Source organism: Klebsiella sp. D5A (assembly GCF_001620885.1).
Lineage (GTDB): Bacteria > Pseudomonadota > Gammaproteobacteria > Enterobacterales > Enterobacteriaceae > Klebsiella > Klebsiella variicola.
In genome coordinates this window covers 314307-340579 of sequence record NZ_LOAR01000003.1, presented here as the reverse complement: position 1 = coordinate 340579, position 26273 = coordinate 314307, and the positions used below count along the sequence as shown (strand labels likewise).

Here is a 26273-nt window from a genome sequence, read left to right as displayed (position 1 = left end):
ACTGCGCTTACCCGGCCTACTCTTCCCCCGTAGCCGGGTAAGGCGTATCCGCCATCCGGCAATGTCTTAAAGTGGCACGAAGAACCTGAACCGCGCCCCGCTTACCGACTCCACCAGTCTGATACCGCCCCCGTGCAACTCCAGCATTCGTTTCACAATCAGTAGCCCTAACCCGCCGCGATCCTCCCGCGATGCCTGGGTAGACAACGCCGACGGCCGCTGGAACAGATCGTCGCGCAGCGCGGCATCGACGCCCGTTCCGTTGTCGGCCACTTCCACCTGGAGCTGTTGTTCCTCCTGCCAGACCGCCAGACGGATCTCCCCGCCGACGGGCGTATGCCGCATCGCGTTATCGAGCAGGTTGGTCACCACCCTCTCAATCATCGACACATCGGCGTTAATCAGCGGCAGCGGTCCCGGCACATCAATACGCAGGTTCACCTCGCGCGTGCGGGCAGTTAATTCAAACTTCTGCGCGACATCGGAGATCAGCTCCCCCATCGCAAAACGCTCGCGCTGCGGCTTAATGCTCCCATGCTCCAGTCGCGCCAGCTCAAACAGCTGCTGCGAGAGATGGCGCACTTTGTTGCCCTGACGCAGGGCGATGGTGAGATATTGCCTGCGCTCCTCGGCGGTCAGCCGTTCATCCTTCAGCGTCAGCGTTTCCAGATACCCCAGCAGCGAGGTGAGCGGCGTACGCAAATCATGGGAGATATTGGCCACAAATTCGCGGCGCTGGCGGTCGCTGTCGGCCAGCCGATCCCACTGGCCGGCTATCTGCTGCGCAAGGTCAATAAAGCGATTCTCGAGCACCGCCACCTCGTTACCAGGCAGGGGCTCCGGCGTGCGGGCCGCCAGGGTTTTGATGGCGCTGATGCTGTCCTGGCCGCTCGCCGCGACCTGGGCGGTGAGCTGGCGGACCGGCCGGGTGACCCAGAACCATGCCAGCCCCCCTGTCAGAAGGCCAAACAGGGCCACCAGCAGCAGCGTCCACAGAACAATGCTCCACAGCGTTTTTTGCCAGGCGTCGGCCGCCAGCTGATTAAAGGTCTCTCCCTGCAAAATGATATACAGGTAGCCGCGCAGCTGCCCGTCGACGCGCAGCGGAGCGGCGCTGAAGACTTTTCGTCCGTCGAGACTACGTGGATCGTCGCCATACACCGGCGACGCACTGCCGGTGAGAAAAGCCTGCACTGGCGCCATATCGATACGCTGGCGCTGGATATGTCCCGGCGGCGCCGCATCGGCCAGCAGGTCGCCATCCGGCGACAACAGATAGAGCTCCACGCTGGGATTAAAGGTCATCAGGCGGTCAAACAACGACTTCAGGGTTTGTCGGTTGACCTCGCCGTGGGCGTCCAGCAGCGGCTCGCGGGCGACAATCTGCTGAGCCAGCCCGGCGGAGAGGCGCTGCACCATGGCGTTGCCATACTGCGCGCTGCTGTGTAACTGAACGGCGCATACTGCCGCCGCGCACAGCATCAGCAGGGAGACCACCACCAGCGCCAACCGCTGGCTGAGGCTCAGGCGGCGGATCACGGGGCGACCTCTTGCGACATCGGGGCGAATTTATAGCCTTTACCCCAGACGGTAAGAATGATGTCCGGCTCCGCCGGGTCACGTTCGATTTTGCTGCGCAGGCGGTTGATATGGGTATTAACCGTGTGCTCATAGCCCTCGTGCTGATATCCCCAGACCTGCTCCAGCAGCGCCAGCCGCGAAAACACCTCACCGGGATGGCGGGCGAAGTAATAGAGCAGATCGAATTCGCGCGGCGTAAGGTCCACCACCTCGCCGCGCAGCTTCACTTCGCGCGACAGCGGATCGATGCTCAGGCCATGGCAGGACAGGCGCCCGGCGTCCATCAGCAGGTTCTGCCCCATAGCCTCCTGGCGACGAAACAGCGCTTTGACGCGGGCGATAAGCTCCAGCAGTGAAAAGGGCTTCGCCAGATAATCATCGGCGCCCATCTCCAGGCCCAGCACGCGGTGCATTTCGCTGGTGCGAGCGCTGATGATAATTACTGGCAGGTAACGGGTCATCTGACGGATACGCCGGCAGATCTCCAGGCCATCGACGCCAGGCAGCATCAAATCAAGGATCACCGCATCCCAGACCTGCTTTTCCAGCTGGACAAGGGCCTGGTCGCCGTCGGCTTCATGCACAATCTGATAGCCCTCATCCTGAAGATTGAGCCGCAGCAGCGTGGCAATATCCTCGTCATCTTCCACCAGCAGAATGGTTTTGGCCATTAGATTCCCCCCACCAATAACAAAACATGCAGCGCCAAGCTTACCTGATTTCAGCGGCGCAAAGCCTTCACATTTTGTTTAAACTTCGCGGACCAGCAGGGTCAGCACTTCGTAGTGCGCGGTGTGAGGGAACATATCAAACAGCTGGACCCGCTCGACGCGATAGCCGCGAAGACGGGCAATATCGGTCGCCATGGTGCGAGCGTTACAGCTGGAATAGATGATATAGGGCGGCGCCATGCGGCTTAAATAGTCGCACAGTTCGGCGCCAATGCCGCGGCGCGGCGGGTTGACCAACACCAGCTGCGGGATATCCGCTTCATGAGTGGCGAACTGCGTCGAGTCCAGCGCCTGAAAATGCAGATTGCTGAGCCCCAGCTGCGCGGCTGACTGTCTGGCGCAGGCGATCGCTTCCGGGGCAATCTCGATACCGGTCAGGCGCATCGCCGGCGTCGCGCAGTGCAGGCCAAATCCCCCGACGCCGCAAAACAGATCCCACATATGCTGGACCGGCAGCGCGCGCACCCAGTCGCGGGCGGTGGCATACAGCCGACTGGCTACCGCCGGGTTGGTCTGAAAGAAACTTTGCGGGCGGATCCACAGCGGCACCTCGTTAAAGACCTCCCCCAGCGCCTGCTGTTCGGTGAAGAAGATCTCCTGCTCGCCTTCCATGATTGCCATATGCACCGGCTGGATATTCGCCGTGATCACCTTGAGCTGCGGGAGCTGCGCCTGCAGCCACGGCAGCGCGGCGCGCAGCTGAGCCAGCTTGGCCTCTGAGCGCAGTACGAAGCGCAGCATCATCTCCCCCTGCTGGCTGGCGGTTAGCAGCAGATATTTCAGCTCCCCGCGCTTGCGCGCGACGTTATAGGGGGTTAACCCGGCGCGGGCGATAAAGGGCTTCAGGACGGCAAACACCGGCGCAAACGATGAAGGATAGAGCGGGCAGTCGGTGAGATCCACCGGGGTGCCATCGCGATGCAGCATCCCCAGCAGCGGACGCTCAACGCTGCCGCTGACCACCATCTTGGCCTTGTTACGAAAGGCCGTCTCTGGCCCGCTGACCGGCTCGCCCCAGGCAGCGACCGGGATCGCCGCCAGCAGCGTGCGCAGATCGGCCATTTTATCGGCGAGCTGTTGCGGGACCGGCCGCTCCAGCCATTGACAGGAGCGGCAGCGGCCGGCGTCGTAGAGTGCGCAATGCATAATTGACCTTCAAAAATCCAGGGGCGGGGATTGTATCACCGTTATTGCAGGCGGAAAAACCGACGGCAGTTCGCCGGCACAAACAGCAGCGTCAGAACCAGCAGATCCGGCAGTTTTTGCATCACCAGCGAGTGGAAGATCTCCCGTTTGGATTCGCCGGGAATGCTGAACAGTTCCGGATACCCGTAGCCCAGCGACGCCGCCCACAGGTAGCCGGCGGCGATAATCTGCGTCAGCAGATAGACCCAGCGCGCCCAGTTGCGCCCTTTCACCAGCGAGAAGGCGCACCAGATTTCGACAAATACCAGCGCCAGGCTGCCGAGGAAGACCAGCGTCAGGTTCCAGGTCTGGACGCTGCGGTGTATGAATTCGTTCAGCCCCTGCAGACCCAACAGATTGAGGATCATCAGCAGGTCCAGAGCGCGGATCAAAATAATAGCAAAGGCCGCCACCTGCACCAGCGCAGGGACGTTAAGGCGGGCATGCGATGAGCGAGTTTTCGTAAACAATCCCAACGTAATGTCTTCCATGAAAACGGCGCCACAGGGTGGCGCCGACCGGAGGCTGCTGTACCGATTTTAGGTGGTTCAGCCTTGTCTTGCACGCTGGATATCGCGCACTCGCTGCTTTTCTGCGCGGGCCATCAAATACCAGGCGATAAAACCAACAATACCGACCACGCCAAGGATGAGCGTCGCCAGGGCGTTAATCTCCGGGTTGACCCCCATACGCACGCTGGAGAAGACCAGCATCGGTAACGTCGTGGCCCCGGGACCGGAGACAAAGCTGGCGATCACCAGGTCATCCAGCGACAGCGTGAACGCCAGCAGCCAGCCGGAGATCACCGCTGGCATAATCATCGGCAGCGTGATGACGAAAAAGACCTTCAGCGGCGCGGCGCCCAGATCCATCGCCGCCTCTTCAATCGAGTGGTCCAGCTCACGCAGCCGCGAGGAGATCACCACCGCCACGTAGGCGGTACAGAAGGTGACGTGCGCCAGCCAGATGGTCAACATCCCGCGATCCGACGGCCAGCCAATGGCATGTCCCAGCGCCACGAACAGCAGCAGCAGCGAGAGACCGGTGATCACGTCCGGCATAACCAGCGGCGCGGTGATCATAAATGCGAAGCCATTAGACCCGCGAAAGCGTCCAAAGCGCACCATCACCACCGCGGCGATGGTACCGAGGATCGCCGCCGCCGTCGCCGCGCAGGCGGCGATGGTCAGGCTCAACCCTACCGCGCTCATCATCGCATCATCGTGGAACAGTTCGCTATACCAGCGCGTCGACCACCCGGCCCAGACCGTTACCAGCTTCGAGCTGTTGAACGAGTAGATCACCAGCATCAGCATCGGGGCATAGAGGAAGGTGAACCCAAGCACGAGGATCAGAATGCGCCACGGCGAGCGTACTACCGGCAAGTCGTTCATCCCTGCTCTCCCATCTGTTTTTGCTGGTGCTTGTGGAACCACATGATCGGCACGATCAGCAGCAGCAGCATGACAATCGCCACCGCCGAGGCGACCGGCCAGTCGCGGTTGTTAAAGAACTCCTGCCACAGCACGCGGCCAATCATGATGCTGTCCGGCCCGCCCAGCAGTTCCGGGATCACGAACTCCCCCACCGCCGGGATAAACACCAGCATCGAACCGGCAATAATGCCGCCTTTGGTGAGCGGGACGATCACCTGGAAGAAGGTCTTCAGCGGCCGGGCGCCGAGATCCAGCGAGGCCTCCACCAGCGAATAGTCGATGCGGGTCAGCGCGGTGTAGATCGGCAGCACCATAAACGGCAGATAGGCATACACAATACCGATATACACCGCCAGGTTGGTGTGCAGGATCTCCAGCGGTTGATCGATAACCCCTAACCACAGCAGGAAGTTATTCAACACGCCGTTGCTTTTCAGCAGCCCCATCCAGGCATAAACGCGGATTAAGAATGACGTCCACGACGGCAGGATCACCAGCAGCAGCAGAATATTGCGCGTCGACGGCTTGCTGTGCGCCACCGCCCAGGCCAGCGGATAGCCCAGCAGCAGGCAGCAGATCGTCGATATGCCCGCCACCTGCAGCGACTGGAGATAAGCTTCGAAATAGAGCGGATCGTCAGTCAACTGCAGGAAGTTGGCAAAGTTGAGGGTCAGCGTCAGCTGGCCATCCGCCCACTCCATCAGCTCGGTGTAGGGAGGGATCGCCCGCGCCATCTCGGCAAGACTTATCTTGAACACGATCAGGAACGGCAGCATGAACAACAGGATCAGCCACAGATAGGGCAGCGCAATCACCAGCTTGCGGCCATGCGCCATCTGCAGGCGCGCCGCCCACAGCCCGAAGCCGCCCGGTTTTTTCGCCCCTGACGGGGATTCAACGGTACTCATCGCCCTCTCCTTACACCGTCAGCACTACGCAGCTATCCGCATCCCAGCATAAACGCACCTCGTCACCCCAGGTGGGCGTTCCTTTCCGATGGCGGTGTTCATTCTGCAACTGGGCGCTGATCATCTGCCCGCTTTGCAGGCGCACATGATAGATAGAGAGATCCCCGAGATAGGCGATATGAATCACCTCGCCGACGGCAAAATTGTAGCCGTCCGCCGGTGGTTCATCGCACAGCATGATCTTCTCCGGGCGCAGCGCCACCCAGACCGGCACGTTATCCACCACCGACGCGTCGGGGTCGACCTTCAGCGGATGCATCAATCCCGGCGAGCTTAGCACCAGGCCATCCTCCAGACGCTCCTTCACCAGCCCTTCAAAGACGTTTACCGAGCCGATGAACTCGGCGCTATAGCGGGTGGTCGGGTGCTCGTAAATCTCTTCCGGTTCGCCAATCTGCACAAACTTGCCGCGGTTCATGATGGCGATACGGCCCGCCATGGTCATCGCCTCTTCCTGGTCGTGAGTCACCATCACGCAGGTCACGCCAACGCGTTCGAGAATATCCACTACCTCCAGCTGCATGCGATCGCGCAGCTTTTTGTCCAGCGCGCCCATCGGCTCATCGAGTAGCAGCAGCTTCGGCCGTTTCGCCAGGCTACGCGCCAGCGCGACGCGCTGGCGCTGGCCGCCAGAGAGCTGGTGCGGCTTGCGTTTGGCATATTCCTGCATATGCACCAGAGCCAGCATCTCCTGCACCCGGGCGGTGATTTCCGCCTTAGGCAGACGATCCTGCTTCAGACCGAAGGCGATATTCTGCTCAACGGTCATATGGGGAAACAGGGCGTAGGACTGGAACATCATATTGATAGGCCGCTGATAGGGCGGCACGCGCGCCAGATCCACGCCGTCGAGCATAATCTGCCCGGCGGTCGGTTGTTCAAAGCCCGCCAGCATACGCAGCAGGGTCGATTTCCCGCAGCCTGATGCGCCCAGCAGAGCAAAAATTTCGCCTTTATAGATAGTGAGACTGACGTCGTCGACCGCGTGCTGGCCATCGAACGACTTGGTTAAGTTACGGATTTCCAGTAGCGGGGTCAGCGCTTTGGGGGCTTTCGCCTGTGGGCGGGGCATTACGTCGTTCAATCGGGTGCTCTCCGGCAAAAAAACGATCACCATATGGTCCGGTGCCATACTTCGTGCTTAACAGTGCAATTGCACCATCCTGGTGCTTCTGCTCGCCGGGCGCGCTGCCATTTCCCGGCGAGTGCAGATCTGATTCGGCCCGTGTTCGACGGGCCGTCAGAGATTATTTGCCGCTCTTCACTTTGGTCCACGCGCGAGTGCGCACGCGGTCAATCTTCGGATCCTGCACCTTCAGCGTGAACAGTTTGGCGAACACATCCGCTGGCGGATAAATCGCCGGGTTGTTACGGATCGTCTCGCTGACCAGCGGTGTGGAGGCCTTGTTGCCGTTGGCGTAGAACACCTGGTCGCTGATTTTAGCGATCACATCCGGGCGCATCAGATAGTTAAGGAACTGATAGGCTTCATCTTTATTCTTGGCGTCGGCCGGCATGGCAAAGACATCAAAGAACGCCAGCGCGCCTTCTTTCGGAATAAAGTAGGAGACGTTAACGCCGTTCTTCGCCTCTTTCGCGCGGTTGGCCGCCTGCCAGACATCCCCTGCCCAGCCGATCGCCACGCAGATGTCGCCGTTGGCAAGGTCATTAATATATTGCGAAGAGTGGAAGTAGCGAATGTTCGGCCGCAGCTTCAGCAGCAGATCGGTCGCCGGGCCGGTGTAATCATCCGCTTTGCTGCTGTTCGGATCCTTGCCGAGGTAGTTCAGCACGGTGGCGAAAATCTCTTCCGGCGCGTCGAGGAAGGAGACGCCGCAGCTTTTCAGTTTTTCAAGGTTCTCCGGCTTCAGCACCAGATCCCAGCTGTCCACCGGCGCATCTTTACCGAGGACGGCTTTCACCTTATCCACGTTGTAGCCAATGCCCGTCGTCGCCCACAGGTAAGGCATGGCGTATTTATTCTCAGGGTCATGCTTGGCGACCAGCTTCAACACTTCGGGATCAAGGTTCTTCCAGTTGGGCAGCTTGCTCTTGTCCAGCGGCTGGAACACGCCCGCCGCCAGCTGGCGCTCAAGGAAGCTTGCCGACGGTACCACCAGGTCGAAACCGGTGCTGCCGGCCATTAATTTGCCTTCCAGTACTTCGTTGGAATCAAAAACGTCATACACGACTTTAATCCCGGTCTCTTTTTCAAAATTCGCTACCGTGTCCGGCGCAATATAATCAGACCAGTTATAAACATGCAGGGTTTTTTGTTCGGCGGCGAGCGAACCGGCAGAGACGGCCATCAGCGCACCCGTAACCAGACCTGTTAACCATTTTTTACCAAAGGCGGTCATATCTCTTATCCTTCTCAACGCCCGTTAATTTACGGGCTCAAATATACGCATTTCAACGCATGCAAGAATCATGCATATTTTTTCATTGCCTGAGAAAAGGAGAGCGGATCTCTCCCGGAGTGGTTGCTCGCAACTGGAAGCATCGCCAGAATAACTGTAGCCAGAATAAGAGGCTATAGCCCAGGTAAAAAAACGCCTTTTATCAAATTTTTATGCAATAACGGTCTACGTGATAAGCCAAAACGGCCTGAATGGCGGTGAATAATGCTTTAAGAGAAGGATAAACGCAGAATAAAAGCGGGTAATACGCAGCCGCTGCGGTAGTGGCTGCGCTAATTTTAGGCAGGTTTAGTGAAGAAAATGGTATTGCACGTTTTCCGCCGCGGGCTCTTCTTCTTCGCCTTTGTACAGCAGCTGGTTGGCGCCGGCTTCGAGGATCACCATTGAGATCTGCTCTTCGCTTTGGCGGAAGAACCAGGCGAACTGCTCCATGGTCACCCCCGGGCCGATAGACAACGACTGACAGACCACCAGCTTGGGCAAGTTATCGTCCTGAATATCGATAAACGCCTTCACAGTTAACGAACTGGCGTTGATAGCCGAGAGATCCGCCGACAGCGCCAGCAGAGCGGACGGCTTCACCTCCGCGAGGGCGGAAAAGAGCACCACGTTGTCTACCAGGTCAATTTTGGCATCAAAAATACCGTCGAAATTCTGCATATGCGGCAGATGCAATGCCTGGCAGGAATCGCACTCAAAAAAGCTGATGCCGATCTCATCCAGCCAGCGGCGTAGCGTATCCAGACCTGGAACGACCAGTGAATCCATAGTGCCTGTGACCCCTTACAATGAAAAAACGACGCCATAGCTTACGCAAAAAAAGCGCCGCATACCATGACAGACTTGCATCCAGCGGCTAGCCGCCTATTTTCAAACAGAATTCCGGCGTCGCCTGGCGCTCGATCCAGGCGATCATCCGGCTGGCGATGTCCACGCCGGTGGTGGTTTCCACCCCTTCCAGCCCCGGCGAGGCATTCACCTCCATCACCAGCGGCCCGCGGGTGGCGCGTAAAATATCGACACCGGCGACATCGAGCCCAAGGGTTTGCGTCGCCTTGATGGCAATCGCCCGCTCCTCGTCGCTAATCTGCGCCACCGTGGCCATGCCGCCGCGGTGCAGGTTAGAACGAAAGTCGCCCTCTTTAGCCCGCCGTTCGATCGCCGCCACCACCTCATTGCCGACCACCAGGCAGCGAATATCGCAGCCTTTCGCCTCGGCAATATATTCCTGCACCAGAATATGCGCATTCAGCCCGCGAAAGGCGTCGATCACGCTCTCCGCCGCCTGACGGGTCTCCGCCAGCACCACGCCGATCCCCTGGGTGCCTTCCACCAGCTTCACCACCAGCGGTGCCCCGCCCACCATGGCGATCAGGTCGCTGGTGTCATCGGGGGAGTGAGCGATGCCGGTCAGCGGCAAATCGATACCCTGGCGCGCCAGCAGCTGCAGCGAGCGCAGCTTATCGCGAGCGCGGGTGATGGCGACCGACTCATTCAGCGGATAGCTTCCCAATAGTTCAAACTGACGCAAAGCCGCGGTGCCATAGTAGGTGATCGCCGAGCCAATCCGCGGGATCACCGCATCAAAATGCGGTAGCTGACGCCCTTTGTAGTGGATGGACGACGCCACCGGACTGACATTCATATAGCAGGAAAGCGGATCGAGGATCTCGACCTGATGCCCGCGCTGTTGCGCCGCTTCGCGCAGGCGTCGACATGAATAAAGCGTTCCATCCCGGGATAATATGGCAATTTTCATCCTGCACCTCTGCAAAAAGACCCGCTCTGGCGGGCCTCAGCTATCGAACACACTTTCACCTTTCCTGCGGCCGGCGGCGGAGATCACCTGGCCGGAGCAGCAGTGTACACGTAATCAGCGTGTTGCCCACCCCTGCTTATGCAGATAGTCGAGAATAAACGGACGACTCTCTTTCACGATAGTGCGACGGATATGATCGCTCCAGGTATCGCGGCGGGCGTTGCTGCCGCGCGACAGATAATAGTGCGCCAGCTGGTCGTCATAGTCCGCCAGCAGCGCGTTATCCAGCGGCTGATAGCGGTTCTCATGCACCAGCATGGCGGCCGGCATCCGCGGCTTGATGTCCGGGTTATCCGCCGGCCAGCCAAGGCAAAGACCGAACAGCGGCAGGACGTGCTGCGGCAGCGCCAGCAGCTCAGTCACCGCCTCGATGCTATTACGCAACCCGCCGATATAGACGCCGCCCAGCCCGAGGGACTCGGCGGCAATCAGCGCGTTTTGCGCCAGCAGCGCCGTATCGACGACGCCGATCAGCAGCTGTTCAGCCAGCCCCAGCTGCGCCTGTGGGCAAATCTGCAGGTGGCGGTTAAAGTCGGCGCAGAAAACCCAAAACTCCGCCGCCTGGGCGACGTGCTGCTGGCCGCCGGTCAGCGGGACCAGTTGCTCACGCAGCGCGGGGTCGGTAATACGGATGATGGAGGTGCACTGTAAAAAACTCGAGGTAGATGCCGCTTGCGCGCTGGCGATAATCTCTGCGCGCTGTTCGTCGCTCACGGGGGCATCGGTGAAGTGGCGGATGGAACGATGGCTGCGCAGCAGCTCAATGGTCGGCGTCATTACGTTTTTCTCTGTCAGACAAGGATTCAGGCTTTGGAGAGTGCGTTAACTGCGGGGCCACGATCTGCGCCATCCGCCACATAACGACGATGGCGGCGGGGATCATCAGCACGATCCCGGCAAAGAGCATCACCAGCGCCGCGGTCGGGCTGGCAATGGGCGCAGGCAGCTGGACATACTGGTTAAGCGAGAGCCAGGCGAGGGTTAACAGCCCCATCCCGAGGATCTCAACCAGCAGAATGCTTTTCGGCAACGGGGCAAATTTTCGCATCACACCTCTCCGGTTGATAAGCGCGGCGCATCAGACAATCTCACTACGCCGCCGGGTCAGTATACGGGTTTTGATAGTACGACATTTATCAAACATAGCCGTAAACCATCGAAGCAAAAGGCAGAACCTTCTTTCCCTCACCGGTCAATGCAGGCATCATAAGCGCCATTCGCCATCCGGCTGAGGTTTAAGGAGAGAAGCAATGTTTACCGTTATTTTTGGTCGTCCAGGCTGCCCTTACTGCGTTCGCGCCAAAGAGCTGGCAGAAAAACTGACCAACGAGCGTGATGACTTTAACTACCGTTACGTGGATATTCACGCCGAAGGCATCAGCAAAGCTGACCTGGAAAAGACCGTCGGCAAACCGGTTGAAACCGTGCCGCAGATCTTCGTCGACCAGAAACACATCGGCGGTTGCACCGATTTCGAAGCCTGGGCGAAAGAGAACCTTGGCCTGTTTGCCTGAGTCAATTTATTTGCTCGATGAGTGACTGCGCCAGGTATCAAGCCAGGCGCAGATAAACAAAAAGCACAACGCCCCGAGTGCGCACCAGAACACCGCGCTCAGTACCCACGCCATCTCCTGCCAGAACGTTCTGTGCGTCACGAAGAACAGCCGCATCGTCACCATACAGACCGGCGCCGCCAGCATCGCACCCAGCAAAGGACGCAGTACCCGCTGTCCGGGAGAGAGGCAGCTCGCCGCCGCCCCTGGCAGCAAAAAGAAGAGCAGGCCCAGCTCCGGGTTGCCGCTGGCGCGAAAGGCCCCTTTCATATGTAGTAGCAGCGATAAGCACACCACAATGAACAGAACGAAGCCGCAGATAATACCGGCCCAACTACGCTCAGACTTCACCGTATCCTCCTGATGTTGCCTCTAACTCACGTCCACGTCGCCCAGTCAGATAAAGCATTTCGGCAATCCATGCCAATAACTCCCCAACCAGCCTAAAAACGATTGTCACTAGCCGCCGCATCCAGGAAGGATTAAACTAGCGGGTATATTTTTGCTGGTTATAACAGGGTGCCAGAATAGGTTCGCCACAACGCGAACGCCTGAGCAACCTTAGACCAAATAACCATTTCCTTCAACAACTTACTAGTAAATGAGAAGTTGGCTTTCGTGAATATAAACGTCGCAGATTTGTTAAACGGGAATTACATCCTGTTATTATTCGTTGTACTTGCATTAGGACTATGCCTGGGAAAACTGCGTCTCGGCTCAGTACAACTTGGTAATTCCATTGGCGTTTTAGTCGTTTCTCTCTTATTAGGTCAACAGCATTTCGCGATTAACACTGATGCCCTTAATCTCGGCTTTATGCTGTTTATTTTTTGCGTCGGCGTGGAAGCCGGGCCCAACTTTTTTTCCATTTTTTTCCGCGACGGCAAAAACTACCTGATGCTGGCGTTGGTGATGGTCGGCAGCGCGATGCTGATCGCCACCGTGCTGGGCAAAGTGTTCGGCTGGGATATTGGTCTTACCGCCGGTATGCTGGCGGGCGCCATGACCTCCACCCCGGTGCTGGTGGGCGCGGGCGACACCCTGCGCCATTTCGGCCTGCCCAGCGATCAGCTGGCGCAGTCGCTTGACCATCTGAGCCTCGGCTATGCCCTGACCTACCTGGTCGGCCTGGTGAGTCTGATCGTCGGCGCCCGTTATATGCCCAAGCTGCAGCATCAGGATCTGCAGACCAGCGCCCAACAAATCGCCCGTGAGCGCGGCCTCGATACCGATTCAAAACGTAAAGTGTACCTGCCTGTGATCCGCGCCTACCGCGTTGGCCCGGAGCTGGTGGCCTGGGCGGATGGCAAAAATCTGCGCGAGCTGGGGATTTATCGCCAGACCGGCTGCTATATCGAACGCATCCGCCGCAACGGCATTCTGGCCAACCCGGACGGCGACGCGGTGCTGCAGATGGGCGACGATATTGCGCTGGTGGGTTATCCGGACGCGCACGCTCGCCTCGACCCGAGCTTCCGTAACGGCAAAGAGGTATTCGACCGCGATCTGCTCGACATGCGCATCGTCACCGAAGAGATTGTGGTCAAAAACCACAACGCCGTCGGCCGCCGCCTGGCGCAGCTGAAGCTCACCGACCACGGCTGCTTCTTAAACCGGGTGATCCGCAGCCAGATTGAAATGCCTATCGACGATAACGTGGTGCTGAACAAAGGCGACGTGCTGCAGGTCAGCGGCGACGCCCGCCGCGTAAAAACCGTGGCCGACCGCATCGGCTTCATCTCCATTCACAGCCAGGTGACCGACCTGCTGGCCTTCTGCGCCTTCTTTATCGTCGGCCTGATGATCGGCATGATCACCTTCCAGTTCAGCTCTTTTAGCTTCGGAATCGGCAACGCCGCCGGCCTGCTGTTCGCCGGCATTATGCTTGGCTTCCTGCGCGCCAACCACCCAACCTTCGGCTATATCCCGCAGGGGGCGCTGAACATGGTGAAAGAGTTTGGCCTGATGGTGTTTATGGCCGGGGTCGGACTCAGCGCCGGGGCCGGGATCAATAACGGTCTGGGCGCCGTCGGCGGTCAGATGCTGGCGGCAGGGCTTATTGTCAGCCTGTTGCCGGTGGTGATCTGCTTCCTGTTCGGCGCCTATGTGCTGCGCATGAACCGGGCGATGCTGTTTGGCGCCATGATGGGCGCCCGCACCTGCGCCCCGGCAATGGAGATCATCAGCGATACCGCGCGCAGCAACATTCCGGCGCTCGGCTACGCAGGCACCTACGCCATCGCCAACGTGCTGCTTACCCTTGCCGGGACGCTCATCGTGATCATCTGGCCAGGGCTACAATAAATTTTTGAGAAAAAAGCCGTCACAGGCAGAACTTTTTCTCAGGGCATCAGTCATAAGTAATGCCACTGCTTTTCTTTGATGTCCCCATTTTGTGGAGCCCATCAACCCCGCCACTTCGGTTCAAGGTTGATGGGTTTTTTGTTGCCTGAATTTATCCCTCACGCATGTCTCGCACCGCCTCAGCGCCCCTCTTCCTGCGCCCTCTCCCCCGCCAGCTGCCCAACCAGCAGCCGGATTGCCGCCTTCGACAGCGGCGCGCGGTCGGTGACAAAGTGCAAAGTCATTCCTTCAATAAAGGCGTCGAGGCCGCGGGCGGTATCGGGGGCGAACCATTGCTCCAGCGTCTGCTGGCTGCGCCGCATCCAGTTCTGCATCACCCCCTTTAGCGCCGGCTGACTGCTGCAGAACGCGTACAGCTGATACATCAGCTCCATATTGCGCGCCGTGGTCACCTGGGCGCTGAAGATCAGCTCCGCGATGGCATCGCAGGCTTGTTCCCGGTTCGTTACCCCGGCAAAGCATTGCTGATACTGCGCCGACATCTCGGCGGTAAACAGGCTGAACGCCTCCTCGACCAGCGCCTCGATGCCGCTGAAATAATAGGTCAACGACCCCAGCGGCACATTCGCGCAGAGGGCGATTTTGCGGTGCGTCACCGCCTGGACGCCGTGCGCCGCGATGGTGTCCAGCGTCGCTTGCAGGATGCGCTCGCGGCGCTGCGGATCGTTCGGTCTACGGGCCATAATTTTCCTCTTCCGGTTTATGTACAAATGTACACATGCTTGCTACTGTTGTCTTCACTCTTCTCCTTTAAGGCGTTTACGGATGACGACGCAAACCTCGCGCAGAGCGCTCCAGCTTCGGCTGTGGGCGCTGTTTATGTTCTTTTTCATCCCCGGCTTATTAATGGCCTCCTGGGCCACCCGCACGCCGGCGATCCGCGATCAGTTGATGCTTTCTACGGCAAAAATGGGCGTGGTGCTGTTTGGTCTGTCGGTGGGGTCGATGAGCGGTATTCTCTGCTCAGCGTGGCTGGTGAAGCGCTTTGGTACCCGCAAGGTTATCCGCACCACCATGTCCTTCGCCGTACTCGGCATGCTGGTGCTCAGCCTGGCCCTGTGGGTCTCTTCCGCCCCGCTGTTCGCCTTCGGCCTGGCCATCTTTGGCGCCAGCTTTGGCTCCGCCGAAGTCGCTATTAACGTCGAAGGCGCGGCCATCGAGCGAGAGATGAATAAAACGGTGCTGCCGATGATGCATGGCTTCTACAGCTTTGGCACCCTGTTCGGCGCCGGGGTGGGCATGGCAGTGACCGGATTCGGCCTGCCTGCCGCCCCGCATATCCTGGCGGCCGCGCTGGTGGCTATTCTGCCCATCGCCATTGCCATCCGCGCCATTCCCGATGGCACCGGTAAAAACGCCGCCGAAGCCGCCCACGGTGAGGCGAAAGGTCTGCCGGTATGGCGCGACGCGCAGTTGCTGCTGATCGGGGTCATCGTCCTGGCGATGGCATTTGCCGAAGGCTCGGCCAACGACTGGCTGCCGCTGCTGATGGTGGACGGCCACGGCTTTAGCCCCACCTCCGGCTCGCTGATCTATGCCGGCTTCACCCTCGGCATGACGCTGGGCCGCTTTACCGGCGGCTGGTTTATCGATCGCTACAGCCGGGTGACGGTGGTCCGCGGCAGCGCGGTGATGGGCGCCCTGGGTATTGGCCTGATCATCTTCGTCGATAACCCCTGGGTGGCGGGCATCTCGGTACTGCTGTGGGGCATTGGCGCCTCGCTCGGCTTCCCGCTGACCATCTCCGCCGCCAGCGATACCGGGCCGGACGCGCCCAAGCGTGTCAGCGTGGTGGCGATTACCGGTTATCTTGCTTTCCTCGTCGGGCCGCCGCTGCTGGGCTTCCTCGGCGAACACTTCGGCCTGCGCAGCGCCATGATGGTGGTGCTGGGTCTGGTCATGGTGGCGGCACTGGTCGCCCGCGCGGTGGCTAAGCCACAATCTGAACCCGTTATGGAGAACAGCTAATGAGCATCAAACTGATTGCGGTGGATATGGACGGCACCTTTTTAAGCGATGCCAAAACTTACAACCGGCCGCGCTTCCTCGCCCAGTACCAGCGAATGCGTGAACAGAATATTCGCTTCGTGGTCGCCAGCGGCAACCAGTATTATCAGCTGATCTCCTTTTTCCCGGAGATCGCCCATCAGATCGCCTTTGTGGCGGAAAACGGCGGCTGGGTGGTGAGCGGCAATGAAGACGTCTTCAACTGCCAGCTGCCGCTCCACCATTTCAACGCCGTGGTCGATCATCTGCAGACCCTGCCGAATATCGAAATCATCGCCTGCGGGAAGCGCAGCGCCTACACTCTCAACCGCTATAACGACGCGCTGAAGAATGTGGCGGCGAAGTATTATCACCGCCTCGAACTGGTGGATGATTTTAACCACCTTGATGACGCGATCCTCAAATTTGGTCTCAACGTACCGGACAGCCTGATCCCGGAAATTCAGCCGAAGCTGCACGCGGCGCTGGGGGATATGGTCACCGCGGTGGCCACCGGCTACGGCAGTATTGACTTAATTATGCCTGGGGTGCACAAAGCCAACGGCTTGCGCATTTTGCAGCAGCGCTGGGGCATTGAGGATCATGAGGTGGTGGCGTTCGGCGATAGCGGCAATGATATCGAGATGCTGCAGCACGCCGGATTTGGCTTTGCCATGGCCAACGCCCGGGAAGACGTCAAAGCCGTCGCCAGCCATCACGCGCCGCACAACAACGAAGAAGGCGTGCTGCAGATTATTGATAAGGTGTTAAATCGCGAAGCGCCGTTCGCCTGATAAGACCCCGGATGCCTTTGTGCATCCGGGTTTGCCACCGGTTACGCCTGCTGCGAATTGCCGACGCTTTTATCTTTCAGGAAGTAGATCATCAGCCCCAGCCACAGTACCCCGCCCAGCAGGTTAAACAGGCTGAACAAGCCGTTGCCCCCCAGTTCATAAGCATGTTTGCTGAGCTCGATGCCGACGGTGAAGATCAGCATCTGCAGCATTCCCATCGCCGCCGAGACCGTGCCTTTGCTCATCTCGCTGGCGAACAGCGTTAAGCGCACCAGACCGGCATTCGCGAGGCCAATTCCGAAGGCGTAAAAGCTCAGGCCGGCGGTCATCCACAGATAAGCGTGGGAAGAGACCACGGTCGCCGCCGCGGAGAGGATCAGACCAAACATGATCGGCCAGCCGCCCATGATAATCAGCGAGCGCACGGTACGGCGCGAAGTGAGGCGCGCCAGCACCAGGTTACCGGCAATCAGCGCGCCGAAAATCGGCACCTGCAGCATGCCATACTCATAGCTGGTGGCCTGTTCGCCGCTGATAATAATCACCGGCGACTGGGCAATCCACGCCAGCAACGGCAGGCTGACGAAGCCTGTCGCCAGCGCGCCGGCGACGAAGCGCAGGTTTTTCAGCACCAGGCGATAATCGCGGCCCAGCTCTTTAACCGACAGCTTTTCGCCCAACCGCGTCGCGGTTTCCGGCATCGCCCGCTGCAGCCCGACGAATGAGATGGCCGCCAGCACGGCGAACAGGACGAACATCATCTCCCATGGCAGCACGTGCACCCAGGCGGCGCCCACCAGCGGCCCCAGCAGCGGAGCAATCAGCGCCACGTTGGCCATCAGGGCGGTGATTTTGATACACACCGCCTCCTCAAAGGACTCCTGAATCGCCGCATAGCCTACCGCGCCGATAAAGCACAGGCTGATCCCCTGCAGGAAGCGCAGCAGGGTAAACTGCTCAATGGTCTGCGCCAGCAGCGTCGCCAGACAGGTGACGATAAACCATACCACCCCGGTCAACATCACCGGGCGGCGGCCAATACGGTCCGACAGCGGCCCCAGCAGCCACTGTAAAAACATGCCGCCGGCCAGATAGGCGGTCATCGAGGTAGGTACCCATTCGTTGCCCACCTGAAACTCCTGAACCACGGCCAGCATACCCGGCTGGATCATATCGTTGCCGATATAGGTGGAAAACTCGTACAGCACCAGACATAGCGGGAACAGCAACGCCTGCCTTCCGAGGCGGCGGCCTGAAAGCGAATAATTTTGCATGAAATCTCTTATCTATCAAAAATCGCGCAAAGTGTAATGAAACTCCCGGCGCGGAGATAGTGAATTGTGGGTGACACCGCACAATATTGCGAATTGCGCGCCGCCGTCCGCACTCTCCCCCTGCTATTCAGCCTGCGTATATATTCCGTTTATGTTTCAGCAATGTGACAAACGATATACTGGCGCTTTTCAGGCGGTTAGCATTGAAATCCATTTGCAAGATTTCTTAACAACCTGATCTTTAAGACAATGCTGCTTTATCTCCACACCGCTTTTTTTTAGGGTAGGCGGCTTATTTGCTATCGGACCAACGAGCCTGGAAGTCTATGCTGGAAAATATTAACTACGCGCTGTTCGCCCTGATCAACGCGACGCCGGCCTCGCCGCAGTGGGCCATTGAGGTGGCGATCCTGATCGCCAAAGATCTGATTCTGATCGTGCCCTTGCTGGTAGTGACATTATGGCTGTGGGGGCCTGCCCAGCGGCAGATGGTGTTTAAGCTGATGCTGGCGCTGATGATTAGCCTGACCGTGTCGTGGGCGATCGGCCACCTCTATCCGCACGATCGGCCGTTTGTCGCCGGCGTAGGCTATAACTTCCTGCATCACGCGGCGGACGACTCCTTCCCCAGCGATCATGGCACCGTCAGCTTTACCTTTGCCCTGGCTTTTCTGTTCTGGCACCGCCTGTGGTCCGGCGCGCTGCTGATGGCCATCGCCGCCGCCATCGCCTGGTCCCGCGTCTATCTCGGCGTGCACTGGCCGCTGGATATGGTCGGTGGTCTGCTGGCCGGAATGTGCGGCTGCCTTGGCGCGGCGCTGATCTGGCATACGTTCGGCCCGGCGCTGTATCGCCAGCTGCAGCGACTGTATCGTCTCTGCTTCTCCCTGCCGATCCGCAAAGGCTGGGTACGCGGCTAAACGCCAGCCGTCGCTGCGGCCACCGCGTGACTAACCCGTAAGCGACAGGTAAAATCCCGCTAACGCCCTGCCCCCGCAGGGCGATTTTAGCGCAGAGGGAATATGGAAACTCGCCGTGACGAACGTATCAGTCAGCTCATTCAGGCACTCAAACGCAGCGATAAGCTACATCTGAAAGAAGCCGCCTCCCTGCTTGGGGTGTCGGAAATGACCATTCGTCGCGACCTCAATGGCCACAGCGGCCCGGTTGTGCTGCTCGGCGGATACATTGTGCTGGAGCCGCGCAGCGCCACCCATTACCTGCTCAGCGATCAAAAAACCCGGCTGGTCGAGGAAAAGCGCCGCGCCGCTCGCCATGCGGCCGCGCTGCTGGAGGCCCATCAGATGGCTTTCTTCGACTGCGGGACCACCACGCCGTGGATCATTGACGCCATCGATGATGCCCTGCCCTTCACCGGCGTCTGTTACTCCCTGAATACCTTCCTGGCCCTGCAGGAGAAACCGCAGTGTCGCGCGGTCCTGTGCGGTGGGGAATTTCACGCCAGCAACGCGATTTTTATGCCGCTGAGCCTTGAGGACACCCTCAGCCATCTGAGCCCTGACATCGCCTTTTACTCGGCGGCAGGCATTGACTGCGAGCAGGGGGCGACCTGCTATAACCTGGAGGAGCTGCCGGTCAAGCACTGGGCGATGCGTCACGCGCGCTACCACGTGCTGGTGGTCGACCACAGCAAGTTTGGCAAAGTGCGTCCGGCGCGCATGGGGGCGTTAGCGAAATTTGACGTGATCGCCAGCGATATCTGCCCGGATGATGAGCTGGTCGCGCTGGCGAAGGCGCAGCAGATCTCCCTGCTGTATTGAGGCGTCACTGACCGCGCCCCGCCGGGCGCGGTCATGGCATCAGGAGAACCAGCTGCCGAACCAGCCGTGGAGTTTCATCAGTACGAAGTCGATCATCCGGCTGAAGAAACCGCCCTCTTTCACCGGCTCCATGACGATCAGCGGGCGCTGCTCGATGGTTTTATCATTCAGCTTAAAGTCGATAGTCCCGACCACCTGCCCCTTCTCCAGCGGCGCGGTAAGCTGCGGCTGATTTAAGGTGTAGCTGGCTTTCAGGTTTTTCAGCTGGCCCTTCGGCAGGGTGATAGAGCCCGCCTCGCCGGCTCCCAGTTTCGCTTCGCTGCTGTCGCCAAACCATACGCGCTGGGTAACGAAGGTGGCATCCGGTTTAATCGGCGTCACGGTTTCATAGAAGCGGAAGCCCCAGGTCAGCAGTTTTTCTGACTCGTTAAAGCGAATGCGGTCAGTTTTGGTCCCCAGTACCACGGCGATCAGACGCATATCACCCTGGGTGGCCGAGGAGACCAGGTTATAGCCGGCCCCGGCGGTGGTCCCGGTTTTTACACCATCGGCGTTGAGGTTGGTGCTCCACAGCAGACGGTTGCGGTTCGGCTGGCGAATTTTATTGAAGGTGAACTCTTTCTCTTTATGTACCGCGTACTCTTCCGGCACATCGTGGATCATCGCTTTGGTCAGCAGCGCCATATCGCGGGCGGTACTGAACTGACCCGGCGCATCAAGGCCGTGGACGGTCATAAAGGTGGTGTTGGTCAGCCCCATTTTTTTGGCATAGCCGTTCATCAGGCTGACGAATGCATCCTGGCTGCCCGCCACGTAGTCGGCAATGGCAATACTGGCGTCGTTACCGGACTGAATAATGACCCCTTTGTTCAGATCTTCCACCGAGACCTGCATGCCAGGCTTGAGGAACATCACCGATGAGCCGCGCAGCGCCGGGTTGCCGGTCGCCCAGGCATCACGTCCGACGGTCACCATATCGGTGAGCTTGATTTTTCCCGCTTTTATCGCCTGCCCCACCACGTAGCTGGTCATGATCTTCGTCAGACTGGCCGGGTCGAGTTTTTCATCGGCATTGCCTTCGCTGAGCACCTTCCCGCTGGCGTAGTCCATCAGGATCCAGGCGCGAGCGTCAATCGAAGGGGCGTCGGGGAGTTGTTCTGCAGCCTGCACCGCAGGTGCGACAAGAAATAACAGCGCGCAACCTGCAGCGAGGCCGCGAAGGGAAAAAGCGTCATGCATCATAAGAGCCACCCAAGTATCCTTTCCAAACAAAATATGCCGCACCACTCTGACCGCGCCGCAGCAACCGGTGAGTAAAGCGTACAAATGACCTTAAAGAAACAGCGAGTTGGTAAAGTTTTTAAAGTTTACGCAATAACGTGCCGCTGTGCTTTAATCAGAACAACTTTTTTGATCGTGATTGCCTAAATATTAACTTTATCCCAACATGATCGCCGATCGCGCTGCAACGGCAGTGAAACAAACTCAGGAGCGAAAATGATTACACTGTGGGGACGTAATAACTCGACCAACGTGAAGAAAGTACGCTGGGTGCTGGAGGAGTTGGATCTTCCTTATGAGCAGATCCTCGCCGGGCTGGAGTTTGGTCTCAATCATGACCCGGAATATCTGGCGATGAACCCGAACGGGCTGGTGCCGCTGTTAAAAGACGATGCTACCGGGGTGGTGTTGTGGGAATCAAATACCATTATTCGCTACCTTGCCGCCCAGTACGGCGTCGATCGCCTGTGGCTGGCCGCACCGGCGCAGCGCGCGCAAGGGGAAAAGTGGATGGACTGGTCCAACGGCACGCTCTCTCCCGCCCATCGCCCGGTGTTAATGGGCCTGGTCAGGACGCCGCCGGAGCAGCGCGATCCGGCGGTCATCGCCGCGGGGATCGGCGCCTGTGAATCGCTGTTTGCCATGCTTGATGACGAACTGGCGAAAACGCCATGGCTCTCTGGCGAGCACTTCGGCCTTGGCGATATTGCCGTTGCCCCCTTCGTCTACAATCTGCTGACGATCCTCGATACCTGGCAACCGCGACCCCATCTGCAGCGCTGGTATCAGCAGATTAGCCAGCGCCCCGCCTGGCACGCGGTCGTGAAGATCCCGGTCACCTGAGGTTAACCCTCCGGACTCAAGCGCAACAGTTCGCCGTTAGACTCGTCGGTTAATACGTACAGATAGCCGTCGGGTCCCACGCGGACGTCGCGGATACGCTTCCCGCGCGCCTCCAGTAACCTCCCCTCCTCGCGGACCTGATTACCGTCCACCGATAAGACGATAAGCGACGTCTCCTTCAGCGCGCCGATAAACAGCTTATGCTGCCACTGGGGAAAAGTCTGCGCCGCGTAAAAGGCCATCCCGCTCACCCCGGGGGAGACCGGCCAGACATACAGGGGAGGCTCGGTACCCGGGGCCGTCTTGCCCTTGGCCTCCGGGATCGGCAGGCCGCTGTAGTTAATGCCATGCGTCGCCAGCGGCCAGCCGTAGTTTTTCCCCGCCTGCGGGATGTTAATTTCATCCCCGCCGCGCGGGCCGTGCTCATTGAGCCACAGCGCGTCGCTCCATGGGTTCATCGCCATGCCCTGCGGATTGCGAATACCGTAGGCCCAGATCTCTGGCCTGGCGTCAGCCCGGCCGACAAAGGGATTATCCGGTGGAACGTCCCCGCTCTCCGTCAGGCGGACCACTTTCCCCTGCAGCTTGCTGAGCTCCTGGGCGGTGGCGCGCTGATTGTTCTCTCCCAGACCGATAAACAGATACCCTTTGCCGTCGAACACCAGCCGGCCACCGAAATGATTGCCCACGGAGAGCTTCGGCTGCTGGCGAAACACCACGGTAAAGTTCGACAGCTGCGTGGCATCCTCACTTAACCGCCCGTAGCCTACCGCGGTGCCCGCTTTGCCGCTGGCGTCGCTTTCCGCATAGCTCAGCCAAACCCGTCGCGACTGCGCAAAATCCGGCGCCAGCGCTACATCCAGTAAGCCGCCCTGACCGTTGGCCCACACCTGCGGCACGCCGGATATCGGCGCCGACAGGCCTTTACCTGACTGCCAGCGCTTGAGCTCGCCGCCGCGCAGGGTAATCAACATGCCCTGATCGTCGGGGAGAAACGCCAGACCCCACGGATGGGCCAGCCGGTTTTGCAATACCTCCACCCGCACCGCGGCCTGGCTCAGGGCTGGCAGCGCTAAGGCGCTCAATATCAACAGCAGCGGGATTGGACGCATGGCATTCTCCTTTAGTCAGCTCTGCGCTAAAGGGTAGCCAGCGGGGAAATTTGCGCGGGGATTTTTACATAACCTTTAACAGGGGAAGCGTCCACTTCCCCTGAGTTTCAGCCGATCAGGCATGAGTGATTGGCGACAATTTATTCAATTTATGAATATTTGAAGTCAATCCTGTCAGACAGCGTTCTAGCTTCTCTACGTTAACAGCGATGTACAGCGGACAATCATGATGCCCGCTCATCAGGCATACTGCAGCGGCGGCGAGGGACTCGCCCGCCAGGCGAAGGGCCTCCTTCTCCTCCGGTGAAACGACATTCTGCAGGCGCGGGGCCTGCGCACGCATTTCACGGCAAAGCTCAAACAAGTTATCACGCAGATGGTCATTTTCGCTGACTGACATGTAGCCTTTAGCCTTTCGCAGCTGCAGATAGGCATCAATATCGATATTGGCATTGATGAGCTTCTGCAAAAGATGGCGATATTGTCTGTCAACGGTCATCACAGTTCCTCCTCTGTCGTCCTTTACCCTATCCATAATACGGTTATTTTTTGTGCAAAATGATGCGCCAGGTCAATTATTCCCAAGCCTGTAACACCCTTTACAATGTGACAACCTTACCGCTTTGTAGGATATATACCAAAGATAATGTCATACGATCACAATTAATTTCAAAAAGAAATTAACTCGCAATCATTACCATTAAAAGGCGGAAATAGTGCTGCTAAGATCACACTATACCACAAATGCTATTGCGCGATCGCCAGCCAGAATGCCATAACAAACCATTAATGTAATACGTATAACATTTCATAAAAACAGCGAACGCGGCCCGCGGATCGCTGATAATCTCTCTGCCCGTTTGCAAGGAACTGAAACATGACGCCCGGTAAAAGAAACTACCTCCTGTTGAGTCTTTTCGATTTCCTCTACCTGTTCGCCTGGTCGTCGACCATGGCTTTCTTCGTCATCTGGACCACCCAGCATCTTGGCATCAGCGCCACGAAGACTGGCCTGCTGTACTCGGTCAACGCTTTTATCGCCCTGCTGATGCAACCTTTCTTCGGCTTTATCTCCGACAAGTTCGGCCTGAAAAAACGGCTTATCTGGCTGCTGGTCGCCCTGCTCCTGCCGGTGGGCCCCTTCTTTATCTATGTTTACGCGCCGCTGCTGGTGCACAATTTCTGGTTCGGCGCGCTGCTGGGGGGGATCTATCTGGGGATCATCTTTAACTCCGGCTGCGGGGTGATCGACTCTTACATCGATAAGATTTCCCGTCGCTACCAGTTCGAATACGGTCGGGTGCGGATGTGGGGCTCGTTAGGCTGGGCAGCGGCGGCCTGGATTGTGGGTAAATATATCGACAGCAATCCTAATCTGGCCTTCTGGCTCGCCAGCCTCGCCATCGTCATCGCCGCCATCTGCTTTATGCTGACCAAAATTGAATTAACCGACGCCGATGTGGCGCGAAGCGAATCGCTGAAGGTCTCCCATGCCCTCGAGCTGGCGAAGAACGGTCAGTTCTGGATGCTGCTGCTCTTTACCCTGTTCGTCACGCAAATTTATGACACCTACGATCAGCAGTTTGCCCAGTATTTCTCGCTGCAGTTCTCGACGCCGGAGGAAGGCAACCGCTGGTATGGGATCCTCGCCTCCATTCAGGTGTGCGGCGAAACGCTGTTCTTATGCCTGATGCCGTGGTTTGTTAACCGGACCGGCGCCAAATGGGCGCTGATCATCGCCGGGTTGATCATGTCGGTACGTATTGTCGGGTCAGCCGTGCCCCTCGGTCCGGTGTGGATTGGCGCGGTGAAAATGATGCATGCCCTGGAGAAACCGTTAATTCTGGTATCGGTCTTTAAATTCATCGCTGCCAACTTCGACCACAAGCTCTCTTCGACGGTCTATTTGCTGGTGCTGTTTGTCGCCTCGATCGCCACCGCCATCTACTCTCCGCTGGCAGGCTATCTGTACGATACCATTGGCTTCGCCGACACCTATCTGATCCTCGGCGGCATCGCCGGGCTCTTTACGCTGATCTCCATTTTCACCCTGAAGGATAAGCGCGAGCCGAAAAAGCCCAGCGCCAGGCCTTCCGGGGCCGTTACGCCGGCGCAATAGTCCTCTGCCCGGTAGCCACGCCGGGCGCTACACGTTGCGCGCGACTAACGGCTTTTGCAGGAGCGTTTCCAGCACCCGCAGCGGCGAGAGCTGCGGGTGACTCATCGCTTTCACCGGCAACAGAAAGGTCTGCTCAAGCAGATACTGGCCGCGCATCGCGGCGTGCGGGGTCTGATCGGAAAAGCAGATCCAGGTACTGCCGGCGGCAAAGTCGATCTCCTGCTGCACCCCCTGTCGCTGGTACTCAGGGGTGCTTTTCATCGCATCGTGCAGGGCCAGCATCAGATGATCGTAATGGCTACGCCGACTTTTGGTGATCCCCAGCGCTGCCAGCAGCCAGGCGCCTGACGGCGACCAGGGTTTCAGCCGCGGCAGAAAGCGTGCCGCGAGGGTATCGAAATGCTCCCCTGTCCGCCAGGTTCGCGGTTCGCCGCGGGGATGAATATTGCAAAAGATGCGCAGAATACGATCACCCTTGACCGGGCGCGACGGGAATGCGTCCACATGCAGGCGCGAATCGTCTTTGCGCCAGGAGGTCGTTTCACGCCAGGCGGTAATGGGATGCAGACGCAGACTGGTTTGCGGATGGTGCAGCGCCTCGCCATAGCCTGGCAATAACGCGTCGATCAGCTGCAGCGTCATCTGGTGGTAACGCGCCATCAACCGGGCGATGGCAGCCGTTTTCTGCTTATCCGCCACGCCTCTGAGCATGCGGGTGTCGGGTTGATAGCTGATATTCTTGCGCCTCGGCGCGACCAGCTCAGGGGTCAGCAATGCCTGCTCCGTGGCGGTTAATGAAAACGCCAGCTGCGGCAGATAGAGCACATTTCCCTGCTCAAGGGAGTGTTGGATCTGCGGCGGTTGCGGGGGGATCTCCAGATTACTGAATGGCAGGGTGGCTATCGCCACCGGGGAGCCTGTTGGTGTCATTTCCTTGCCTCTTCTCCTCGCGGTCATCGAGGTATTTAGTAAAGAAATTGTTATCACTTTGTAGATTACAACGTAAATGACGGGCGTTTTTATCAG

Annotated in this window: 27 protein-coding genes; 8 read left to right on the top strand and 19 right to left on the bottom strand. The window is 58.6% G+C overall.

The features are described 5' to 3' along the window. Positions 1–66 precede the first annotated feature (66 nt). From AS136_RS05165 to AS136_RS05110, 12 genes are all read right to left on the bottom strand, one after another. On the bottom strand, positions 67–1539 hold the full coding sequence (locus AS136_RS05165; RefSeq protein WP_023322267.1) for a sensor histidine kinase: 1473 nt from the start codon (positions 1537–1539) through the stop codon (positions 67–69). Further along, entirely contained in the window at positions 1536–2252 is a 717-nt protein-coding gene (locus AS136_RS05160; protein ID WP_012542345.1) for a response regulator transcription factor, read from the bottom strand. Before AS136_RS05160 ends, AS136_RS05165 begins: the two co-directional genes overlap by 4 nt. Positions 2253–2330: 78 nt before the next feature. Then, complete coding sequence (gene rlmC, locus AS136_RS05155; protein WP_016160549.1) at positions 2331–3458, bottom strand: 23S rRNA (uracil(747)-C(5))-methyltransferase RlmC; 1128 nt, start codon at positions 3456–3458, stop codon at positions 2331–2333. Positions 3459–3499: 41 nt separating this feature from the next. After that, on the bottom strand, positions 3500–3988 hold the full coding sequence (locus AS136_RS05150; protein WP_008805817.1) for a YbjO family protein: 489 nt from the start codon (positions 3986–3988) through the stop codon (positions 3500–3502). A 57-nt stretch (positions 3989–4045) separates the two neighbouring features. Then, entirely contained in the window at positions 4046–4891 is an 846-nt protein-coding gene (gene potI / locus AS136_RS05145; protein WP_002896372.1) for a putrescine ABC transporter permease PotI, read from the bottom strand. Beyond that, entirely contained in the window at positions 4888–5841 is a 954-nt protein-coding gene (potH, locus tag AS136_RS05140; RefSeq protein WP_008805816.1) for a putrescine ABC transporter permease PotH, read from the bottom strand. Before potH ends, potI begins: the two co-directional genes overlap by 4 nt. 10 nt (positions 5842–5851) lie before the next feature. Beyond that, positions 5852–6985, bottom strand: a complete 1134-nt coding sequence (potG, locus tag AS136_RS05135) for a putrescine ABC transporter ATP-binding subunit PotG (RefSeq protein WP_046622770.1) — start codon at positions 6983–6985, stop codon at positions 5852–5854. A gap of 163 nt (positions 6986–7148) precedes the next feature. Beyond that, entirely contained in the window at positions 7149–8261 is a 1113-nt protein-coding gene (gene potF, locus AS136_RS05130; protein ID WP_002896368.1) for a spermidine/putrescine ABC transporter substrate-binding protein PotF, read from the bottom strand. Between the two features lie 348 nt (positions 8262–8609). Then, entirely contained in the window at positions 8610–9089 is a 480-nt protein-coding gene (locus AS136_RS05125; RefSeq protein ID WP_002896365.1) for a type III secretion system chaperone family protein, read from the bottom strand. Between the two features lie 88 nt (positions 9090–9177). After that, positions 9178–10080, bottom strand: coding sequence for a 30S ribosomal protein S6--L-glutamate ligase (gene rimK / locus AS136_RS05120; RefSeq protein ID WP_012542349.1), 903 nt, complete (start codon positions 10078–10080; stop codon positions 9178–9180). 114 nt (positions 10081–10194) lie between these two features. Beyond that, positions 10195–10917 carry a nitroreductase NfsA gene (gene nfsA, locus AS136_RS05115; protein WP_016160548.1) on the bottom strand — a complete coding sequence of 241 codons (723 nt, stop codon included), beginning with the start codon at positions 10915–10917 and terminating at the stop codon, positions 10195–10197. Then, a complete protein-coding gene (locus AS136_RS05110) occupies positions 10901–11188 on the bottom strand; it encodes a YbjC family protein (protein WP_008805812.1) in 288 nt (95 codons plus the stop codon). The genes nfsA and AS136_RS05110 overlap by 17 nt, the downstream gene beginning before the upstream one ends. 202 nt (positions 11189–11390) lie before the next feature. Between AS136_RS05110 and AS136_RS05105 the strand changes: the two genes are divergently transcribed. Continuing rightward, positions 11391–11654, top strand: a complete 264-nt coding sequence (locus AS136_RS05105) for a GrxA family glutaredoxin (RefSeq protein ID WP_002896352.1) — start codon at positions 11391–11393, stop codon at positions 11652–11654. Between the two features lie 6 nt (positions 11655–11660). On the opposite strand, the gene ybjM is transcribed toward AS136_RS05105, so the two are convergent. Continuing rightward, positions 11661–12044, bottom strand: coding sequence for an inner membrane protein YbjM (ybjM, locus tag AS136_RS05100; RefSeq protein ID WP_008805811.1), 384 nt, complete (start codon positions 12042–12044; stop codon positions 11661–11663). Positions 12045–12311: 267 nt separating this feature from the next. Between ybjM and AS136_RS05095 the strand changes: the two genes are divergently transcribed. Continuing rightward, on the top strand, positions 12312–13997 hold the full coding sequence (locus tag AS136_RS05095) for an aspartate:alanine antiporter (RefSeq protein WP_008805810.1): 1686 nt from the start codon (positions 12312–12314) through the stop codon (positions 13995–13997). 179 nt (positions 13998–14176) lie between these two features. On the opposite strand, the gene AS136_RS05090 is transcribed toward AS136_RS05095, so the two are convergent. Continuing rightward, a complete protein-coding gene (locus tag AS136_RS05090; protein ID WP_012542353.1) occupies positions 14177–14740 on the bottom strand; it encodes a TetR/AcrR family transcriptional regulator in 564 nt (187 codons plus the stop codon). An 82-nt stretch (positions 14741–14822) separates the two neighbouring features. Between AS136_RS05090 and AS136_RS05085 the strand changes: the two genes are divergently transcribed. Together AS136_RS05085 and AS136_RS05080 are read left to right on the top strand one after the other, a co-directional pair. Continuing rightward, on the top strand, positions 14823–16025 hold the full coding sequence (locus tag AS136_RS05085; protein ID WP_023322266.1) for an MFS transporter: 1203 nt from the start codon (positions 14823–14825) through the stop codon (positions 16023–16025). After that, positions 16025–16837, top strand: coding sequence for a Cof-type HAD-IIB family hydrolase (locus AS136_RS05080; protein WP_012968637.1), 813 nt, complete (start codon positions 16025–16027; stop codon positions 16835–16837). The genes AS136_RS05085 and AS136_RS05080 overlap by 1 nt, the downstream gene beginning before the upstream one ends. A gap of 41 nt (positions 16838–16878) precedes the next feature. Here AS136_RS05080 and kdeA read toward each other — a convergent pair whose 3' ends face one another. After that, the gene (gene kdeA / locus AS136_RS05075) at positions 16879–18111 is read right to left on the bottom strand and encodes a multidrug efflux MFS transporter KdeA (RefSeq protein ID WP_008805806.1); all 1233 of its coding nucleotides are present in this window, start codon (positions 18109–18111) and stop codon (positions 16879–16881) included. A 326-nt stretch (positions 18112–18437) separates the two neighbouring features. Between kdeA and ybjG the strand changes: the two genes are divergently transcribed. Together ybjG and deoR are read left to right on the top strand one after the other, a co-directional pair. Beyond that, positions 18438–19031 carry an undecaprenyl-diphosphate phosphatase gene (gene ybjG, locus AS136_RS05070; RefSeq protein ID WP_012542354.1) on the top strand — a complete coding sequence of 198 codons (594 nt, stop codon included), beginning with the start codon at positions 18438–18440 and terminating at the stop codon, positions 19029–19031. Positions 19032–19133: 102 nt separating this feature from the next. Continuing rightward, positions 19134–19892 (top strand): DNA-binding transcriptional repressor DeoR, encoded by a 759-nt coding sequence (deoR, locus tag AS136_RS05065; RefSeq protein WP_004151717.1) that lies wholly within the window; start codon positions 19134–19136, stop codon positions 19890–19892. A 39-nt stretch (positions 19893–19931) separates the two neighbouring features. On the opposite strand, the gene dacC is transcribed toward deoR, so the two are convergent. Then, on the bottom strand, positions 19932–21134 hold the full coding sequence (dacC, locus tag AS136_RS05060) for a serine-type D-Ala-D-Ala carboxypeptidase (protein ID WP_004201290.1): 1203 nt from the start codon (positions 21132–21134) through the stop codon (positions 19932–19934). A 255-nt stretch (positions 21135–21389) separates the two neighbouring features. Between dacC and AS136_RS05055 the strand changes: the two genes are divergently transcribed. Then, positions 21390–22016, top strand: coding sequence for a glutathione S-transferase family protein (locus AS136_RS05055; protein ID WP_008805804.1), 627 nt, complete (start codon positions 21390–21392; stop codon positions 22014–22016). A gap of 2 nt (positions 22017–22018) precedes the next feature. Here the strand turns inward: AS136_RS05055 and AS136_RS05050 are convergent, their stop codons facing one another. Beyond that, complete coding sequence (locus AS136_RS05050; protein WP_016160544.1) at positions 22019–23128, bottom strand: PQQ-dependent sugar dehydrogenase; 1110 nt, start codon at positions 23126–23128, stop codon at positions 22019–22021. 115 nt (positions 23129–23243) lie between these two features. Further along, positions 23244–23627 carry a biofilm formation regulator BssR gene (gene bssR, locus AS136_RS05045; RefSeq protein WP_012968643.1) on the bottom strand — a complete coding sequence of 128 codons (384 nt, stop codon included), beginning with the start codon at positions 23625–23627 and terminating at the stop codon, positions 23244–23246. 378 nt (positions 23628–24005) lie between these two features. On the opposite strand from bssR, the gene AS136_RS05040 reads away from it, so the two are divergent. After that, positions 24006–25247: an oligosaccharide MFS transporter gene (locus AS136_RS05040; protein ID WP_016160543.1), complete on the top strand. Its 1242-nt coding sequence runs from the start codon at positions 24006–24008 to the stop codon at positions 25245–25247. A gap of 27 nt (positions 25248–25274) precedes the next feature. On the opposite strand, the gene AS136_RS05035 is transcribed toward AS136_RS05040, so the two are convergent. Continuing rightward, positions 25275–26177 (bottom strand): Kdo hydroxylase family protein, encoded by a 903-nt coding sequence (locus AS136_RS05035; protein ID WP_016160542.1) that lies wholly within the window; start codon positions 26175–26177, stop codon positions 25275–25277. Positions 26178–26273: the final 96 nt, after the last annotated feature.

Excerpts from the sequence above, each read along its gene's own strand:
- AS136_RS05160 (WP_012542345.1), bottom strand. The coding sequence starts at position 2,252 with ATGGCCAAAACCATTCTGCTGGTGGAAGATGACGAGGATATTGCCACG.
- rlmC (WP_016160549.1), bottom strand. The coding sequence starts at position 3,458 with ATGCATTGCGCACTCTACGACGCCGGCCGCTGCCGCTCCTGTCAATGG.
- AS136_RS05150 (WP_008805817.1), bottom strand. The coding sequence starts at position 3,988 with ATGGAAGACATTACGTTGGGATTGTTTACGAAAACTCGCTCATCGCAT.
- potI (WP_002896372.1), bottom strand. The coding sequence starts at position 4,891 with ATGAACGACTTGCCGGTAGTACGCTCGCCGTGGCGCATTCTGATCCTC.
- potH (WP_008805816.1), bottom strand. The coding sequence starts at position 5,841 with ATGAGTACCGTTGAATCCCCGTCAGGGGCGAAAAAACCGGGCGGCTTC.
- potF (WP_002896368.1), bottom strand. The coding sequence starts at position 8,261 with ATGACCGCCTTTGGTAAAAAATGGTTAACAGGTCTGGTTACGGGTGCG.
- AS136_RS05125 (WP_002896365.1), bottom strand. The coding sequence starts at position 9,089 with ATGGATTCACTGGTCGTTCCAGGTCTGGATACGCTACGCCGCTGGCTG.
- rimK (WP_012542349.1), bottom strand. The coding sequence starts at position 10,080 with ATGAAAATTGCCATATTATCCCGGGATGGAACGCTTTATTCATGTCGA.
- nfsA (WP_016160548.1), bottom strand. The coding sequence starts at position 10,917 with ATGACGCCGACCATTGAGCTGCTGCGCAGCCATCGTTCCATCCGCCAC.
- AS136_RS05110 (WP_008805812.1), bottom strand. The coding sequence starts at position 11,188 with ATGCGAAAATTTGCCCCGTTGCCGAAAAGCATTCTGCTGGTTGAGATC.
- AS136_RS05105 (WP_002896352.1), top strand. The coding sequence starts at position 11,391 with ATGTTTACCGTTATTTTTGGTCGTCCAGGCTGCCCTTACTGCGTTCGC.
- AS136_RS05090 (WP_012542353.1), bottom strand. The coding sequence starts at position 14,740 with ATGGCCCGTAGACCGAACGATCCGCAGCGCCGCGAGCGCATCCTGCAA.
- AS136_RS05085 (WP_023322266.1), top strand. The coding sequence starts at position 14,823 with ATGACGACGCAAACCTCGCGCAGAGCGCTCCAGCTTCGGCTGTGGGCG.
- AS136_RS05080 (WP_012968637.1), top strand. The coding sequence starts at position 16,025 with ATGAGCATCAAACTGATTGCGGTGGATATGGACGGCACCTTTTTAAGC.
- kdeA (WP_008805806.1), bottom strand. The coding sequence starts at position 18,111 with ATGCAAAATTATTCGCTTTCAGGCCGCCGCCTCGGAAGGCAGGCGTTG.
- ybjG (WP_012542354.1), top strand. The coding sequence starts at position 18,438 with ATGCTGGAAAATATTAACTACGCGCTGTTCGCCCTGATCAACGCGACG.
- deoR (WP_004151717.1), top strand. The coding sequence starts at position 19,134 with ATGGAAACTCGCCGTGACGAACGTATCAGTCAGCTCATTCAGGCACTC.
- dacC (WP_004201290.1), bottom strand. The coding sequence starts at position 21,134 with ATGATGCATGACGCTTTTTCCCTTCGCGGCCTCGCTGCAGGTTGCGCG.
- AS136_RS05055 (WP_008805804.1), top strand. The coding sequence starts at position 21,390 with ATGATTACACTGTGGGGACGTAATAACTCGACCAACGTGAAGAAAGTA.
- AS136_RS05050 (WP_016160544.1), bottom strand. The coding sequence starts at position 23,128 with ATGCGTCCAATCCCGCTGCTGTTGATATTGAGCGCCTTAGCGCTGCCA.
- bssR (WP_012968643.1), bottom strand. The coding sequence starts at position 23,627 with ATGACCGTTGACAGACAATATCGCCATCTTTTGCAGAAGCTCATCAAT.
- AS136_RS05040 (WP_016160543.1), top strand. The coding sequence starts at position 24,006 with ATGACGCCCGGTAAAAGAAACTACCTCCTGTTGAGTCTTTTCGATTTC.
- AS136_RS05035 (WP_016160542.1), bottom strand. The coding sequence starts at position 26,177 with ATGACACCAACAGGCTCCCCGGTGGCGATAGCCACCCTGCCATTCAGT.